The 15,148-nt window shown below is 45.1% G+C and carries 16 protein-coding genes; all 16 read left to right on the forward strand.

Annotated elements, in window-relative coordinates; all coding sequences use genetic code 11:
- Position 1 precedes the first annotated feature (1 nt).
- Entirely contained in the window at positions 2-448 is a 447-nt protein-coding gene (gene fliJ, locus ALT761_RS05100; protein ID WP_013785102.1) for a flagellar export protein FliJ, read from the forward strand.
- 268 nt (positions 449-716) lie between these two features.
- A complete protein-coding gene (locus tag ALT761_RS05105; RefSeq protein WP_129737073.1) occupies positions 717-3,020 on the forward strand; it encodes a flagellar hook-length control protein FliK in 2,304 nt (767 codons plus the stop codon).
- A gap of 150 nt (positions 3,021-3,170) precedes the next feature.
- On the forward strand, positions 3,171-3,707 hold the full coding sequence (gene fliL / locus ALT761_RS05110; protein WP_013785100.1) for a flagellar basal body-associated protein FliL: 537 nt from the start codon (positions 3,171-3,173) through the stop codon (positions 3,705-3,707).
- A 13-nt stretch (positions 3,708-3,720) separates the two neighbouring features.
- Positions 3,721-4,779, forward strand: a complete 1,059-nt coding sequence (gene fliM / locus ALT761_RS05115) for a flagellar motor switch protein FliM (protein ID WP_013785099.1) — start codon at positions 3,721-3,723, stop codon at positions 4,777-4,779.
- 17 nt (positions 4,780-4,796) lie between these two features.
- Positions 4,797-5,198, forward strand: coding sequence for a flagellar motor switch protein FliN (gene fliN / locus ALT761_RS05120; protein ID WP_013785098.1), 402 nt, complete (start codon positions 4,797-4,799; stop codon positions 5,196-5,198).
- Between the two features lie 28 nt (positions 5,199-5,226).
- Positions 5,227-5,646: a flagellar biosynthetic protein FliO gene (gene fliO / locus ALT761_RS05125; protein ID WP_013785097.1), complete on the forward strand. Its 420-nt coding sequence runs from the start codon at positions 5,227-5,229 to the stop codon at positions 5,644-5,646.
- Entirely contained in the window at positions 5,639-6,397 is a 759-nt protein-coding gene (gene fliP, locus ALT761_RS05130) for a flagellar type III secretion system pore protein FliP (RefSeq protein WP_013785096.1), read from the forward strand. Before fliO ends, fliP begins: the two co-directional genes overlap by 8 nt.
- Positions 6,398-6,405: 8 nt before the next feature.
- On the forward strand, positions 6,406-6,675 hold the full coding sequence (gene fliQ / locus ALT761_RS05135) for a flagellar biosynthesis protein FliQ (protein ID WP_013785095.1): 270 nt from the start codon (positions 6,406-6,408) through the stop codon (positions 6,673-6,675).
- A 1-nt stretch (position 6,676) separates the two neighbouring features.
- Positions 6,677-7,456, forward strand: coding sequence for a flagellar biosynthetic protein FliR (gene fliR / locus ALT761_RS05140; RefSeq protein WP_126871972.1), 780 nt, complete (start codon positions 6,677-6,679; stop codon positions 7,454-7,456).
- An 18-nt stretch (positions 7,457-7,474) separates the two neighbouring features.
- Positions 7,475-8,605 carry a flagellar biosynthesis protein FlhB gene (flhB, locus tag ALT761_RS05145; RefSeq protein ID WP_013785093.1) on the forward strand — a complete coding sequence of 377 codons (1,131 nt, stop codon included), beginning with the start codon at positions 7,475-7,477 and terminating at the stop codon, positions 8,603-8,605.
- Between the two features lie 210 nt (positions 8,606-8,815).
- Entirely contained in the window at positions 8,816-10,915 is a 2,100-nt protein-coding gene (gene flhA, locus ALT761_RS05150; RefSeq protein WP_129737075.1) for a flagellar biosynthesis protein FlhA, read from the forward strand.
- 29 nt (positions 10,916-10,944) lie between these two features.
- Positions 10,945-12,336 (forward strand): flagellar biosynthesis protein FlhF, encoded by a 1,392-nt coding sequence (gene flhF / locus ALT761_RS05155; RefSeq protein ID WP_129737077.1) that lies wholly within the window; start codon positions 10,945-10,947, stop codon positions 12,334-12,336.
- Positions 12,333-13,199, forward strand: a complete 867-nt coding sequence (locus tag ALT761_RS05160) for a MinD/ParA family protein (protein ID WP_129737079.1) — start codon at positions 12,333-12,335, stop codon at positions 13,197-13,199. The genes flhF and ALT761_RS05160 overlap by 4 nt, the downstream gene beginning before the upstream one ends.
- Positions 13,196-13,927, forward strand: coding sequence for an RNA polymerase sigma factor FliA (locus tag ALT761_RS05165; RefSeq protein ID WP_013785089.1), 732 nt, complete (start codon positions 13,196-13,198; stop codon positions 13,925-13,927). The genes ALT761_RS05160 and ALT761_RS05165 overlap by 4 nt, the downstream gene beginning before the upstream one ends.
- A 36-nt stretch (positions 13,928-13,963) precedes the next feature.
- Positions 13,964-14,347: a chemotaxis response regulator CheY gene (gene cheY, locus ALT761_RS05170; RefSeq protein ID WP_013785088.1), complete on the forward strand. Its 384-nt coding sequence runs from the start codon at positions 13,964-13,966 to the stop codon at positions 14,345-14,347.
- A gap of 34 nt (positions 14,348-14,381) precedes the next feature.
- Positions 14,382-15,146 carry a protein phosphatase CheZ gene (locus tag ALT761_RS05175; RefSeq protein WP_013785087.1) on the forward strand — a complete coding sequence of 255 codons (765 nt, stop codon included), beginning with the start codon at positions 14,382-14,384 and terminating at the stop codon, positions 15,144-15,146.
- The last annotated feature ends 2 nt before the right edge of the window (positions 15,147-15,148 follow it).

Consider the following 15,148-nt stretch of genomic DNA (forward strand, 5'->3'; position numbering starts at 1 on the left):
TATGTCTAAACAACTAGAGCGTCTGGCTGAGTTTGAACGAGAAAGAGAGCAACGCATTGCGCAAATGTTCCAACAAGCGCAGCAAAATGTGATGCAGCAGAAACAAAAGCTCACCAGCCTCGAGCAATATAGAATTGATTACTTAAAAGGCATTCAGCAAACGGGAAAGGCGGGTGTGACTGCTACCCATTACCAACAGCATTTATCGTTTGTAGGCAAATTAGATAAAGCCTGTGAACAGCAAATGAATGTGATAGCACAAGCGAATATGGCTGCCGATCAACGCAAGCAGCTTTGGCTTAAGCAACAGCAAAAAGTGAAAGCGGTAGAGTTGCTTCTTAATAAACGCCATTTAGCTAAAGTGGCAAAAGAAGCAAGGGCTGAGCAAGCTATGATGGACGAATTTGCCACACAGAAATTTTTTAGAAGCGGAAAAACATTCTTCTAGTCAGTTTGTCCAATTTGCTACTTACCCCAAGTCGTTCAATCCTTTCGATTTTTTAAATACCTCGTCGTTTAATCTCCACAATGGAACACTCTTTGCAAATTCGTTAGTCATTAATGTGTTTATACGCCTAATTTGAATACCGATACGGGAGCTTTTATAAGTTAAGTGTCGGTCTACAGCCCACGGACACTGGGGTTGTAGAGACAAAACGATTCAATCTGGGTTTTCATGGTTCTGACTTTTAAAGTCATAGCAGGACGGTAAAAATATGATGCAACAAGTTGCCGCACAAAAAACAGACATTGCCGCATTGCCTTTTTCAGCTTCATCAACGGCAAAAGCCGTAGAAGCTGGCATGGGTGCAGAAGATTCATCGCAGAATAATAACGCGTTTGAAGCTGCGTATATTCAAGCTAAAGAATCGAGTGCAAAATCTCTCGAGGCCCAAAACAAAGGTCATTCCTCGCGACAGACCAGCACCTCAGTGAGCGACAGTGCAAACCCTGCTATCGATAAGAAATCAGCTGATAGACATGCGTCTGACCCAGAAAGGGGGAACGTTGATTTACCTCCGGTGAAAGATGACGAAGCGCAAGCGCGAAATGGTGATCAAACAGACAAAAAAGCCCAAGAGGGCGACTTAACATCACCTGATGAAGACACGGATGAATTAATCATTGCCGATGCACAGTCACGTCGAATCGACACTGACGCAAAGAAAGATGGCTCACTCCTTATTGATGGTAAAGGCACAGGCAAAGAGGACAGCAAAGGCATTGGCAAAGACGAAAGCCAAAATGGCGGCGACAACAAAAAAGACTTCTTTGGCGGCCATATTGATTTACCGCCCGAAGAGTTAACAAGTATTGGAAACGGGGATAGCGAAAGCCCCACAGATTGGATTGAGTATGTCACATCCATGATGGGCGCGTCTGGCGATGACAAGGTTGCTTCAGATGCAGAGGCTACCGCAATTACTGATGATTTATTAGACGCAGGCGAGATAGAGGATACCGAATTAGCCGCGAAGCAATTAGCAAAAGCTTTGCTAGCGGGTGATGAATTGGCGGGCGAGGATGTATTAAGTGCGTTGGCGTCTAATAACGGTAGTAACGAAAGCGATGCAGCAGTAAACGGTACATTAACCTCGACGAATCTTCCTGAGGATGTTGATACAAGCTCAGCAACAGAAATAACCGCTTATTTAATGAGCTTGCTAGAGAATCAAGCCGGTGAGGAACTTGGTCAAGATGCAGGCGAAGGGCTTAGTAGTGAAACCTTAGAAGCAGTAAAAGCACTCACCGCGGCCTTATTGGCTAAAGCAAATGAAAACGCTGCAACAAGCGATGTCGATGCAGGGCAGTCTGAAAAAGTCGATCCCTTAGCTAACCTGCTTGCGCAGTTTTTAGGTGATGCTAGCGAAAATGGCGAAGAAACTTCTGATGCTCAAACACAGAATTCAGAGCACGCGCTATTAGTCGAACAAGAAGCCGCAGATGAACAAGCCTTGAGTGCCGATGAGGCGTTAGTATTAAGTCTTCTTCAAGAGCAAATTACTGCGCAAACTGACACCAAAGAGACGCTAAATGCAGCGCTAGCCAACGGTGTTTCAAGCCAATCTACTGCATCAACGCAAACGAATAGCAACCCTATCGATACAGTCTCCACAGAAGCTAGCGATATACTTACCGATAGCCAAGGCGAGTCTCTATTGCAGTCAATTGCGATGATGTCACCAGAAAGTGCGCAAAAGGCGGCTGAAGCATTTGCCGAACGCGTAGCGGCATCATTACCTACTGCGACAACCGCAGCCCAACAGCAAGCGGTTAAGTCTAACTTGATAGCTGGCATAAACGAGTTTCAGCAACAAGTCGCTCAAGGGCGTGAGCCAGGAATAGATCTTTCGGCACTTGTAGCCGATGCAGCGTCTGAAGCAGGGTTAACACAAACACAAATGCAAAATGTAGCGGGGCAAACTGATGCGCTCGCAGGCCAATTTATGCAATTGGTAAACGGCACCCAGCAAAGCGCTCATCAAGCATTGCAAAGTGAGCTCGTCAGTATCGATTCTCACATGAATGAAAACAACCAAGTTCGCGCGGAGTCGACCAAAGCTCAGCTTCAATTTGAGGGCGCTGACAAACCGGTCAATATTTTAAAACCTGAAGGTCAGCAACAATTGCATGAGAAAATTCGCTGGATGGTGAATGCGCGAAACAGTATGGCAGAAATTAGGCTCGATCCGCCTGAACTGGGCAGTATGCAGGTACGAGTGAATGTATCGGGTGATGCAGCCAGTGTGAGCTTCATTGTACAGTCGCAGCACGCTAAAGATGCACTAGCCGATGCCATGCCTAGGTTAAAAGATATGCTAGCAGAGCAAGGCATTAATTTAGGTGAATCAGAAGTGCGTAAAGATAACTCATCACAAAATGGTGATGGAAGTGGCCAGCAACTTGCAGGTAACGGTGTACCTAGCCAAGATATCGACGGTGAGTTCGACGAGGGTTCCACGGTGATAGAGCAGTCTGTCACAAGGGAAGCGAAAGGCGGTATAGACTATTACGCTTAGTAGGTTGATAGCGAAGGCAAAGACTTAAGTAGGGTTGATGTACAATTGCGCTATCTGCTATAAGAACTGCAAATTTATGCAGGCTTACGTTGCCATTTGCGTCGTAAGCCTGATAATACGAGTTCCTCGTGGGATATTGACGGATTAGACATGGCTGAAGAAGAGTTACAGATTGAAGAAGGTGGTAAAAAGAAAGGCAAAATGATGCTGATTATTATTATCGCCGTAGTGTTAGTTGGCGGTGGTGCAGCAGCCTATTTTCTTTTATTCGCTGGTGGTGAAGAGCCTGTAGCTGCAGAGCAACTTGCCGAAACCGACGAGCAAGCAGCCACTGAAGCCGCGGCCCCAGGCGGAAGCGCAGAAGTAGGTACCGCCTTGTACGTTGCTATGCCGCGCCCTTTCGTGTTTAACGTTCCGGGTACAGGTCGAGACCGATTAGTACAAATTAAAGTGCAGCTTCTAGTGCGGGGTTCAGACAATGAAGAGTTGGCTAAAACCCACATACCGTTGATTGAAGGCACTTTGCTGCAAGTCTTTAGTACATCAAATGCCGATGATTTGGTGACTGAAGCAGGAAAAATTGAACTGCGTGAACAAGCGGTGACTGAAGTACAAAAAGTGCTTAAAGACATCGCGGGAAGTGATGTGGTTGAGCGTGTGCTCTTCACTGGTTTTGTGATGCAATAACAGGTAGATAACTGTGAGTGATTTATTATCTCAAGATGAAATCGATGCCCTTCTACACGGGGTAGACGATGTAGAAGAAGACGAGGTTGGCGATGCCGACTCCGATGCTTCTACGCTAGAGTACGACTTCTCGTCACAGGATAGGATTGTTCGTGGGCGTATGCCTACGCTGGAAATCGTTAATGAACGCTTTGCCCGTCACATGCGGGTGAGTTTGTTCAACATGATGCGCCGTTCTGCGGAAGTGTCAATTAACGGTATTCAAATGATTAAGTTCGGTGAATACATTCATACCTTGTTTGTACCCACTAGCTTGAACATGGTGCGGTTTCGCCCGCTTAAAGGTACCGGCCTTATTACCATGGAAGCCCGCTTGGTTTTCATTCTGGTAGATAACTTCTTTGGTGGTGATGGCCGCTATCATGCAAAAATTGAAGGGCGGGAATTTACGCCAACAGAGCGGCGTATTATTCAAATGCTGCTTAAGATTATTTTTGAAGATTATAAAGAAGCGTGGGCGCCAGTAATGGACGTGTCTTTTGAGTATTTAGACTCAGAAGTAAACCCCGCGATGGCGAACATTGTGAGCCCCACTGAAGTGGTGGTGATTAGCTCGTTTCATATAGAGCTTGACGGTGGTGGTGGCGATTTCCACGTGTCACTTCCATACTCAATGCTAGAGCCTATCCGCGAATTGCTAGATGCGGGTGTGCAAAGCGATAAAGAAGACACTGATTTACGTTGGAGTAAAGCACTTCGCGATGAAATCATGGACGTAAAAGTGGCACTGACAACCCACATGCTTGATGTGGATGTGTCATTACGCCAAGTAATGGAATTTAAGCCAGGAGAAATTATTCCTGTGGAAATGCCAGAAACCATTACTGTGCTAATTGAAGATTTACCTACGTTCAGAGCTAAGCTAGGTCGCTCACGAGATAACTTAGCCCTGAAGATAGTAGAAAAGATTGCAAGACCGACTTCTGTGAAGTCTGAGCTACAATTATTAACCCGCGGCGGGCGCATTATAGATAATGATGCTGAGCTGCAAGTACTCGAAGAAGACCTGTAAGGTGAGGGGAATATCCCATGAGTGAAGACGGTATGGACGATTGGGCTGCCGCCATGGCGGAGCAAGCCGATTCTGAGGCTGACGATCAGGAAAATGATGATGTTCAGGTTGCAGAACTCGACGAATTAACCGACGACACACCCATAACCCAAGAAGAGAAAAAGAAGCTGGATACCATTTTGGATATTCCAGTCACTATCTCGATGGAAGTTGGGCGTAGTCAAATAAGTATCCGAAATCTGCTACAGTTGAACCAGGGATCTGTGGTGGAGCTGGACCGAGTTGCTGGTGAGCCATTAGATGTATTGGTAAATGGCACGTTGATTGCTCATGGTGAAGTAGTAGTGGTCAACGATAAATTCGGTATTCGGTTAACGGATGTTATTAGTCAAATCGAGAGAATCAAGAAGCTTAGATAAATCTTCTTACATAGCAAGGGGTTGCGCAATGCTGCCCCTTATATTTACGCAAGTAGTGAATGCGCAATCTACCCAATCAATCACTAACCCCACCTCTGTAGTGTCAATTTTTCTATCACTTCTTTTAGTGGTTGGAATTATTTTTGCGCTTGCTTACCTCATGCGTCGGTTTAATGTCGGTAACATGGGTAGTGGGCAAATGAAGGTGGTCGCCAGTATGGTGGCAGGCACTAAAGAAAAAATAATGGTTATTCAGGTGGGCGATGAACAGCACCTGGTGGGCGTGACCAGTCATAATATTTCCCATTTAAGTAAACTTGAAAAGCACTTAGACACGCCAGTGGCAAATGGGCAGCAAGGCAGCGGTGACGCATTTAAACAAAAGCTGGTTGCCGCCATGGCAGGTAAGCTAAACCCTTCAATAAAGGAAGATAAAAACGATGCGTAAGTTTTGGACCGCATTTTTTGTAGTGTTAGCTTCTTGGGTGATTGCTGAGCCTGCACTGGCACAGCAAGGCATTTCAGCCGTGACCGTTGTGACTAATGACGATGGGTCGCAAGATTACACTATGACGTTACAAGCGCTGTTTATCATGACAGCGCTCAGTCTTATTCCTGCATTCATCATGATGATGACCTCGTTCACCCGCATCATAGTGGTGTTATCAATTTTGCGCCAAGCGATTGGTTTGCAGCAATCTCCTTCTAACCAAATTTTGGTTGGGGTGAGTTTGTTTTTGTCTATGTTTATTATGGCACCGGTGTTTGAAGAAATTAATGAACGCGCATTGCAGCCTTATCTGTCGGAACAAATGACAAGTTTGGATGCCATAGAGCAAGCTAAAGGGCCTATGCGCGCTTTTATGCTGTCGCAAACCCGAGTGAAAGATTTAGAAACCTTTGTGCGTATTGCTGGTGATGAGGGGAAATATGCAGATACAGACGAAGTACCACTAACTATTCTTATTCCTGCGTTCGTGACCAGCGAGCTAAAAACCGCATTCCAAATCGGATTTATGTTGTTTATTCCGTTTCTTATTATCGACCTTGTTGTGGCCTCAATATTGATGGCCATGGGTATGATGATGCTGTCGCCCATGATTGTTTCACTGCCATTTAAACTCATGTTATTTGTGTTAGTTGATGGCTGGAATCTAATATTTGGCACACTGGCTACCAGCTTCGGTATGGGTGTGTAGGAGGGCTTATGTCACCAGAAGTCTTTGTTGAAATACTCCGCGAAGCCATGTTTATGGTTATCGTTCTGGTGTCTGCGGTTATTGTTCCAAGTCTTATTGTAGGGTTAGTGGTTGCTGTGTTTCAGGCTGCTACCTCAATTAACGAGCAGACCATGAGTTTCTTGCCGCGCTTACTTGTTACCTTACTAGCGCTTAGCTGGGGTGGTAACTGGTTAGTACAAAAGTTAATGGACTTCACTTTCCACATGGTAGAAATGATACCTCAGGTTGTCGGTTAATATGGTCGTTGAACTGGCTACCATCAATCAGTTTCTTGCTGATTTAATGCTGCCTTTTATGCGCATTAGTGGCCTGTTTGTGGCGATGATTGGCTTAAGTGCACAATCTATTCCTCCGCAAGTTCGTGCTCTGCTAGGCATTATGCTGACCCTTATTATCATGCCGGTAGTGCCGCCTGCACCTGTTGATGATTTAGTGAATCTAGGTACATTTATTCTTGGCATTCAGCAGTTGTTAATTGGTGTCGCTATCGGGTTTGTTTCCATGATGGTGCTAAACACTTTTGTACTGGCTGGGCAAATAATCGCGATGCAAACGGGCTTAGGTTTCGCCTCAATCGTAGACCCCGTCAATGGTATTAACGTGCCAGCCGTAGGCCAATTTTACTTAATTCTAGCTACCTTGCTTTTTTGGACCTTAGACGGGCATCTCGCGATGATCCACATGATTGTGTTGAGCTTCCATGCGTTCCCAATAGGAGAAGCATGGTGGACAGGGGAGCAGTTTAGGGAAATTGCCCACTGGGGCGGTTGGATGTTTATCTCAGCGATTACGTTGTCATTGGCGCCCATTGTGTCCCTTCTCATTGTAAATTTAGCGTTTGGCGTAATGACCAAAGCGGCACCTCAGCTTAATATTTTCAGTATCGGCTTTTCTATTGCCCAGGTGATGGGGTTGCTCATCATTTGGATAACCCTAGATAACTTTACTGCGCATTTTGAAACGCAGTGGCTGCGGGCAGAGCAGTTTATGTGTCAACTTCTTAGGATTTGCCCATGAAAATAAGTCAGGTGATACATGGCTGATTCAGATTCTAGCGAAAAAACAGAAGACCCCACGGGGAAAAAACTCGAAGACACCCGAAAAAAAGGGCAGATAGCCCGATCCCGAGAGCTATCCACAACCTTAGTGTTAGTGGTTAGTGCCTTTATGTTTTTGTTCGTTGGAGGCTGGATTGCCGAGTCGGTATTTAAGCTGACGCAGCGTATGTTTGTTCTGTCTCGAGATGAAACCTACGATACCACCCATATGTTTGGTGCATGGGGTGAAGCAATTTCGACAGTCAGTGTACCTGTATTGCTTTATATGACGGTGGCCATGTTAGCCGGAATATATGGCTCTATTGCGTTAGGCGGCTACAACTTCACCTGGGAAGGTGCCAAATTTAAAGGCTCTAAAATGAGCCCGCTTAGTGGGTTTAAGCGTATGTTTGGCATGAATGGCTTGGTAGAGTTAATTAAATCTATCGCCAAAGTGGTTGTCATCGTTGGGATGGCATTAGGCGCACTGCTGTTTTTTGAAGACGAAGCGCTGCACCTTGATTTAGAGCTGTACCCGGGTAATATTTTTCACGCGTTAGATATGCTGAAATGGGCTTTTATCATGTTGGTTTGCGGCATGATACCTATTGCGCTTATTGATGTGCCTTATCAAATTTATAAGCACAACAAAGAAATTAAGATGACTAAGCAAGAGGTGAAAGACGAGCGTAAAAACTCTGAAGGTGATCCTCTGGTAAAAGGGCGCATCCGTCGCTTGCAGTATCAAGCTGCCACTAAACGAATGATGCAAGAAGTTCCTCAGGCCGATGTGGTGGTAACCAACCCAACTCATTACTCTGTAGCAATAAAATATGATGACAGTGGTAATCGTGCCCCAGTCGTTGTGGCAAAAGGCACCGATGAATTAGCCATGCATATTCGTAAAATAGCCACTGCTAACGATGTACCGCTTATTCCATCGCCCATGCTAGCCCGAGCCGTTTACTACTCTACAGAGATTGACGGTGAAGTGCCTAACGCCTTGTTTATGGCGGTAGCGCAAGTATTAGCCCATGTTTATCAGTTAAAAGCACACAGAGCGGGTAAAGGGAAACGACCCAAACCGCTTAAACGTGATTTACCCATACCACCAGAGCTGCGCCGTTAGAGCGCTGCTTTTGGCCTAAATTAGCGCTAAACTACGGCTAAGATATCGCTAAGGCCAGGGCACAAAGTGAGCCCCTCTTAATTGTAATTCTGTAAATTGCGCCCCTCCTACTTACGTTTAATCGGTTTTGTATAAAGCTGGCACGGTAGTTGTAATACTCATTGAAAGATAGCGTTAAGCGTCAATTTTCCGATAGAGAGACTCCCTGCAATGCAGTTATCCGGTTACCTTCAGCGATTCGATAAAAGTCAGCTGCAGAACATTACCAGTGGCTTAGGCGCTCCCATTGTTCTTCTTGCCATTATGGGCATGGTTATTCTTCCCATGCCGCCATTTCTGCTCGACGTATTGTTCAGTTTTAATATAGCCCTGTCTTTAGTCATTATTTTGGTGGCGGTATTAACGCAAAAGCCAGTTGATTTCGGTATTTTTCCCCTAGTGCTATTGATTGCTACCGTACTGCGGTTAGCATTAAACGTAGCCTCTACGCGCGTGGTACTACTATATGGACATGAAGGTGGGGATGCTGCGGGTAAGGTTATCGAAGCATTTGGTGCGGTGGTTATTGGCGGCAACTATGCGGTGGGTGTGGTGGTCTTTGCTATCTTGCTCATTATCAACTTTAAAGTAGTCACCGCCGGTGCTGGGCGTATTTCAGAAGTAAGTGCCCGCTTTACGCTTGATGCCATGCCAGGTAAGCAAATGGCTATTGATGCCGATTTGAATGCGGGTTATATCGACCAAGATCAGGCGCGTGCTCGCCGAGAAGAAATAACCGCCGAAGCAGACTTTTATGGCTCAATGGACGGTGCGTCAAAATTTGTGAAAGGTGATGCGGTCGCCGGCCTCTTTATCATGCTTATCAATATTGTGGGTGGCCTTTTTATTGGCATGATTCAACATGGGTTAAGTTTTGGAAATGCCATCGAGGTCTACACCATATTAACCATTGGTGACGGTTTGGTGGCACAAATACCATCGCTATTATTGTCTGTGGCTACCGCTATTATTGTTACTCGTGAAAACGAAACCCAAGAAATGGGCAAAGAAATTCGTAGTCAGTTGGGTAACAGCCAAGCCCTTTATATTGCCTCGGGCGTGTTATTCGTCATGGGGATTATTCCTGGTATGCCCCATTTAGCTTTTATTGGCTTTTCAGTGCTTATCGCCGGTTACGCCTACTGGCAGGGTGTTGCTGCTAAACGCGAGGCAGAAAAACCTAAAACCCCAGCGAATATCGTGAAAGATGACACTGCTGCGCCCGAAATAAAAGAGCTTGGGTGGGATGATGTGCAGCACGTAGACACCATCGGCCTAGAAGTCGGATACCGATTAATCCCCTTAGTCGATAAGTCTCAGGGCGGAGAATTGCTCACTCGTATTAAAGGGGTACGTAAGAAGTTATCTCAAGAATTGGGCTTTCTTATTCCACCGGTGCATATTCGCGATAATTTAGATTTAGAGCCTAATTTATACACCATTGCTATGTTGGGCGTAACTATTGGCGATGCGCAAATAAGTCATGATGAAGAGCTTGCGATTAATCCGGGTCAAGTATTTGGCAAGCTGGAAGGCCGTGCAACTAAAGACCCTGCCTTTGGGTTAGATGCGGTATGGATAAAACCGAATAAGCGAGAGCATGCGCAAACCCTTGGTTATACCGTGGTTGATGCCGCTACTGTGGTTGCTACTCATTTAAGTCAATTGCTGACGAATAATGCCTACCAACTACTTGGACATGAAGAAGCGCAGCAGCTACTAGATATGCTAGCCAAGCAGCATCCTAAATTAGTGGAAGGGTTAGTGCCTGATATTCTGCCCTTAAGCACCATTGTTAAAGTGCTGCAAACCTTGCTGTTTGAAGGGGTGCCTATTCGTGACATGCGTACCATTGTACAAACCCTGAGCGAATACGGCCCACGTAGCCAAGATCCAGATGTATTGGTGTCTGCGGTACGTATTGCGCTTAAACGCCTAATCACCCAAGAAATTACCCAAGGTGCGAAAGAGATACCCGTCATAACCTTGGCGCCAGAGTTGGAACAGATGTTGCACCAGTCATTACAAGCAGGTGGCGAAGATGGCGCTGGTATAGAACCAGGACTGGCCGATAAGCTGCAAAAATCATTGCAGCAAGCTAGTCAGCAACAAGAATTGGAAGGTGAGCCTGCAGTACTTCTCACTTCTGGTATGTTGCGCCCCGTACTATCTCGCTTCTTAAAGTATTCGGTCGCGGGTTTACATGTACTTTCCTATCAGGAAGTACCCGACGATAAGCAGATAAAAATAGTCAGTTCGGTCGGTCAATAATCTGACACTGGGTGATTGGAGAGTTTTCAATGAAAATCAGACGTTTCTTTGGCAAAGATATGCGAGAAGCTTTAAGCCAAGTTAAAGCGGAATTGGGCAGCGATGCCGTTATCATGTCAAACCGAAAGCTTGCTGACGGTATCGAATTGGTCGCCGCTTACGATAAAGAACCAGAAGCCAAACTGTCGATTAAAAAGCCAGCGCCTAGCGCACCAGGGCAAGCGAAAGCAGCTGTTCCTAGTCTTAGCGAAATTATTGGTGATGATGGCCCAGATAGCTTAAAAGCGCTGTTGGAAAAGCAACATGGTGGCAGCATTCAAAGCCCAGCTTCAGCGCCTAGTGCTAACGCTCAGCATGCCAATAAAATTGCATCGCACTTAGACTTTTCAGAAGCCTTTATCGACGATGTAGAAGCAAGTCAAGTCGCTTCAGAATTCCCAAGCCATCAGGCATCTAGCCTGAATGAAAGTATTGATAACAGCAGTGCTCCTCAGTCTGACGAATTATCTCAGATTAAAGAAGAGTTGGCGTCACTACGAAATGTGCTTCAATACCAAGTTGCTGATTTGATGGAAGCAAAAAGTCGTCGTCAGCAACCTGTACATCATTATTTAATTCAGCGTTTAACCGACATGGGGTTAAGCCAATCATTGGCAGAGCAACTGATTAGTTATACGCCGTCGCATTACAACGAGCGTGACGCTTGGGTATACCTTTTAAACCTATTGGCTAATCGCATTAATGTGACAGGTAACGATATACTTACGCAAAAGGGCGCAGTCGCGTTGGTGGGTCCTACCGGTACAGGTAAAACCACCACAGTTGCTAAATTAGCTGCTCGTTACGCACAGAAATACGGCGCTGACTCCGTTGCCATGATTACGATTGATACCTATCGTATTGCAGCGTTTGAGCAATTGGCCACATATGGAAAAATTATTGGCTGCACAGTGCGTAAAGCACAAAGTAGTGAAGAATTATCAGATTTATTGTTTCAATTACGCCATAAGAGACTAGTGTTAATTGATACGGCAGGCTTTAGTCAACGAGATAGTCGATTAATTAAACAGATAAATCAATTTGATAACGGACAAATGCAGCCAGTGAAAAAATACCTAGTAGCGCAAGCGAATACCCAATATGCTGCATTACAACGTATTATAGATGCGTACGAAGGGGTGGAACTTAGCGGTTGTATCTTTACAAAGCTTGATGAGTGCTACTCTCTAGGCGAAGTGCTTAGCGCTGCGGTGGAGTACCAGTTACCTGTCAGTTATGTAACAGATGGACAGAAAGTTCCTGAAGACATTAAGATTGCAGAAGCAAAATCTTTAGTATCTGCTGCTGCAAAGCTTTATAAAAAGTACGGTTTGAATCATACTACTAGTAACAATGTGGTTAAAACAGCACGAGCAGTATGATTGATGATCAAGCGAGTAGCTTACGAAAAATGAAGCAATCACGATTAATCAAAGTTATCGCCGTCACCGGAGGTAAAGGTGGCGTTGGTAAAACAAATATTACGCTAAACACAGCTATTGCTATGGCAAAGCAGGGAAAGCGCGTAATGGTATTGGATGCAGACTTAGGTCTGGCCAATGTGGATGTAATGCTAGGATTACGCGTAGAGAAAAACCTCTCCCATGTGTTATCTGGTGAGTGTACCTTGGACGATGTACTCGTTACGGGCCCTCACGGTATAAAAATAGCACCAGCCACATCAGGTTCTCAATCAATGGCAGAGCTATCACCAACGCAGCATGCAGGGCTCATTAGAGCTTTCAGCGAATTGCGCACGCCCATTGATGTGCTTATTGTGGATACCGCAGCGGGTATTTCCGATATGGTGCTAAGCTTCTCCAAAGCCTCCCAAGATATTATGGTGGTAGTGTGTGATGAGCCCACTTCACTTACCGATGCCTATGCGTTAATTAAAATTCTTAACCGAGAACATGGTGTCTTTCGCTTCAAAGTTGTCGCTAACATGGTTCGCGATGTTAGAGAAGGTCAGGAACTTTTCAGTAAATTATCTAAAGTAACAGGGCGATTCTTAGATGTTGCGCTAGAATTGGTAGCAACGGTTCCTTTTGACGAGAACATACGCCGAGCAGTTCGTAAGCAAACGTCAATAGTAGATGCTTATCCAAGCTCACCGGCAGCGGTGGCGATTGGCCAGCTAGCAGCCAAAGCAGCTTCTTGGCCTATTCCTGCGCAACCAGGTGGCCATTTAGAATTTTTTATTGAACAACTAATAGCAGATAAAGCAGTAGGAAGTCAGCGTTGAATAGCAAAGCAGCCGCTTATCAACAGCAAACAGACAAGTCACAATTAGTTGAGCGTCACGCTTCGCTGGTGAAGCGGATAGCACACCACTTAATGGCGAGACTGCCAGCCAGTGTTCTTGTCGATGATTTAATCCAGTCAGGTATGATTGGACTGCTAGAAGCTGCACGAAATTTTGACGGTTCCAAAGGTGCAAGTTTTGAAACCTTTGCAGGTATTCGTATTCGTGGCGCTATGCTTGATGAAATAAGAAAAGGTGATTGGACTCCTCGTTCCGTTCATAAAAACGGAAGGGCAATCACAGAAGCCATCTCTCAAGTTGAAGGTGAAACAGGCCGAGACGCGCGAGATGTAGATATTGCGGCTAAAATGAATGTCAGCATGCAAGATTATCATCAAATGCTGAACGAAGTGAATGCCGGGAAATTGGTGGGGATTGAAGACCTTGGGGTTTCTGAAGATGTCATTTCTACAGAAAAGAACCGAGGCAGCGACGCACCGTTAGAAGATTTGATGCAAGGGGCTTTCCAAAAAGCGCTAGCACATGCTATTACTACATTACCCGAACGGGAAGCGATTGTACTTTCTTTATACTATGATGAAGAACTGAATCTTAGAGAAATAGGCGAAGTTCTTGATGTTAGTGAATCGCGAGTAAGTCAAATTCATAGTCAGGCCATGTTAAAACTCAAATCACGAATGAAATCGTGGCAAGTTGACGAAGAATAGAAATTAATAACAATTAACCCCTCATTGGAGGCTATTTTGGATAAAAGTATGAAAATTCTCGTGGTTGACGATTTTTCTACCATGAGACGTATCATAAAGAACCTGCTAAAAGATTTGGGTTTTGCCAATATCCAGGAAGCGGACGACGGTAACACCGCGCTGCCTATGCTACAACAAGGTGATTTTGACTTTGTTGTAACAGATTGGAATATGCCAGGTATGCAAGGTATCGACTTATTACGCGCCATACGTGCCGACGATAAGTTGAAACACCTACCGGTTCTTATGGTAACAGCAGAAGCGAAGAAAGAACAAATCGTTGCCGCAGCGCAAGCTGGTGTGAATGGTTATGTTGTTAAACCTTTCACTGCCGCTACGTTGAAAGAAAAATTAGATAAAATCTTCGAACGTTTAGGTTGATCCAGACGCTCACCAGAGAAATGAGGTTTACTGGATGTCGACAAATGAAAGTGTCTCCATAACGCTCGAAGAAGCCAAAAAATTGGTAGCGTATCTTGAAGAGGGCGATAACGCATCAGCGAACGCTGTCTTAGAAGCCGTTTCGATGAAAGAGTCCATTGAGCTCTTTGCTGAAGTGGGTAAATTAACGCGTCAACTTCATGACTCGTTGAATAACTTCCAAATCGATGAACGTATTAAAAATTTAACCGTTGATGACATTCCTGATGCGCAAACGCGACTGATGTACGTTATCGAAGAAACGGAAAAAGCTGCCAATACCACCATGGACGCAGTTGAAGAGAGTATGCCAATTGCTGAAGTGCTCTCTACCCGTATCGAAAAAATTATGCCGGAATGGAAGAAACTGATGAATCGTCAACTCGAGTTGGGCGAATTCAAAGTTTTATGTGCAGATTTAGACGAATTGCTAGAAGACGGATCGAAACAATCGGCTAAGCTTACATCATTGCTTACCGAAGTGTTAATGGCACAAGGTTATCAAGATCTTACCGGTCAAGTTATTCGCAGAGTGATTGAACTCGTAAAAGAAGTGGAAGATAGCTTAGTTAATATGCTGACGATGTTCGGTGAACCCGAACAGGCGGAGCAAGACAAGCCATTGGAAGCGAAAGTCGAAAAAGTTAACAAGATCGATAGTGTCGAAGCCGAAGGTCCAATTATTGATGCAGACCAACGCGATGATGTGGTATCTGGCCAAGATGACGTAGATGATCTTTTGTCTAGCTTAGGTTTTTAGGG

The sequence above is a fragment of the Alteromonas sp. 76-1 genome (assembly GCF_900654235.1).
Taxonomy (GTDB): Bacteria; Pseudomonadota; Gammaproteobacteria; order Enterobacterales; family Alteromonadaceae; genus Alteromonas; species Alteromonas naphthalenivorans.

Coding starts and splice junctions, on each gene's coding strand:
- fliJ (WP_013785102.1), top strand. CDS start 2: ATGTCTAAACAACTAGAGCGTCTGGCTGAGTTTGAACGAGAAAGAGAG.
- ALT761_RS05105 (WP_129737073.1), top strand. CDS start 717: ATGATGCAACAAGTTGCCGCACAAAAAACAGACATTGCCGCATTGCCT.
- fliL (WP_013785100.1), top strand. CDS start 3,171: ATGGCTGAAGAAGAGTTACAGATTGAAGAAGGTGGTAAAAAGAAAGGC.
- fliN (WP_013785098.1), top strand. CDS start 4,797: ATGAGTGAAGACGGTATGGACGATTGGGCTGCCGCCATGGCGGAGCAA.
- fliO (WP_013785097.1), top strand. CDS start 5,227: ATGCTGCCCCTTATATTTACGCAAGTAGTGAATGCGCAATCTACCCAA.
- fliP (WP_013785096.1), top strand. CDS start 5,639: ATGCGTAAGTTTTGGACCGCATTTTTTGTAGTGTTAGCTTCTTGGGTG.
- fliQ (WP_013785095.1), top strand. CDS start 6,406: ATGTCACCAGAAGTCTTTGTTGAAATACTCCGCGAAGCCATGTTTATG.
- fliR (WP_126871972.1), top strand. CDS start 6,677: ATGGTCGTTGAACTGGCTACCATCAATCAGTTTCTTGCTGATTTAATG.
- flhB (WP_013785093.1), top strand. CDS start 7,475: ATGGCTGATTCAGATTCTAGCGAAAAAACAGAAGACCCCACGGGGAAA.
- flhA (WP_129737075.1), top strand. CDS start 8,816: ATGCAGTTATCCGGTTACCTTCAGCGATTCGATAAAAGTCAGCTGCAG.
- flhF (WP_129737077.1), top strand. CDS start 10,945: ATGAAAATCAGACGTTTCTTTGGCAAAGATATGCGAGAAGCTTTAAGC.
- ALT761_RS05160 (WP_129737079.1), top strand. CDS start 12,333: ATGATTGATGATCAAGCGAGTAGCTTACGAAAAATGAAGCAATCACGA.
- ALT761_RS05175 (WP_013785087.1), top strand. CDS start 14,382: ATGTCGACAAATGAAAGTGTCTCCATAACGCTCGAAGAAGCCAAAAAA.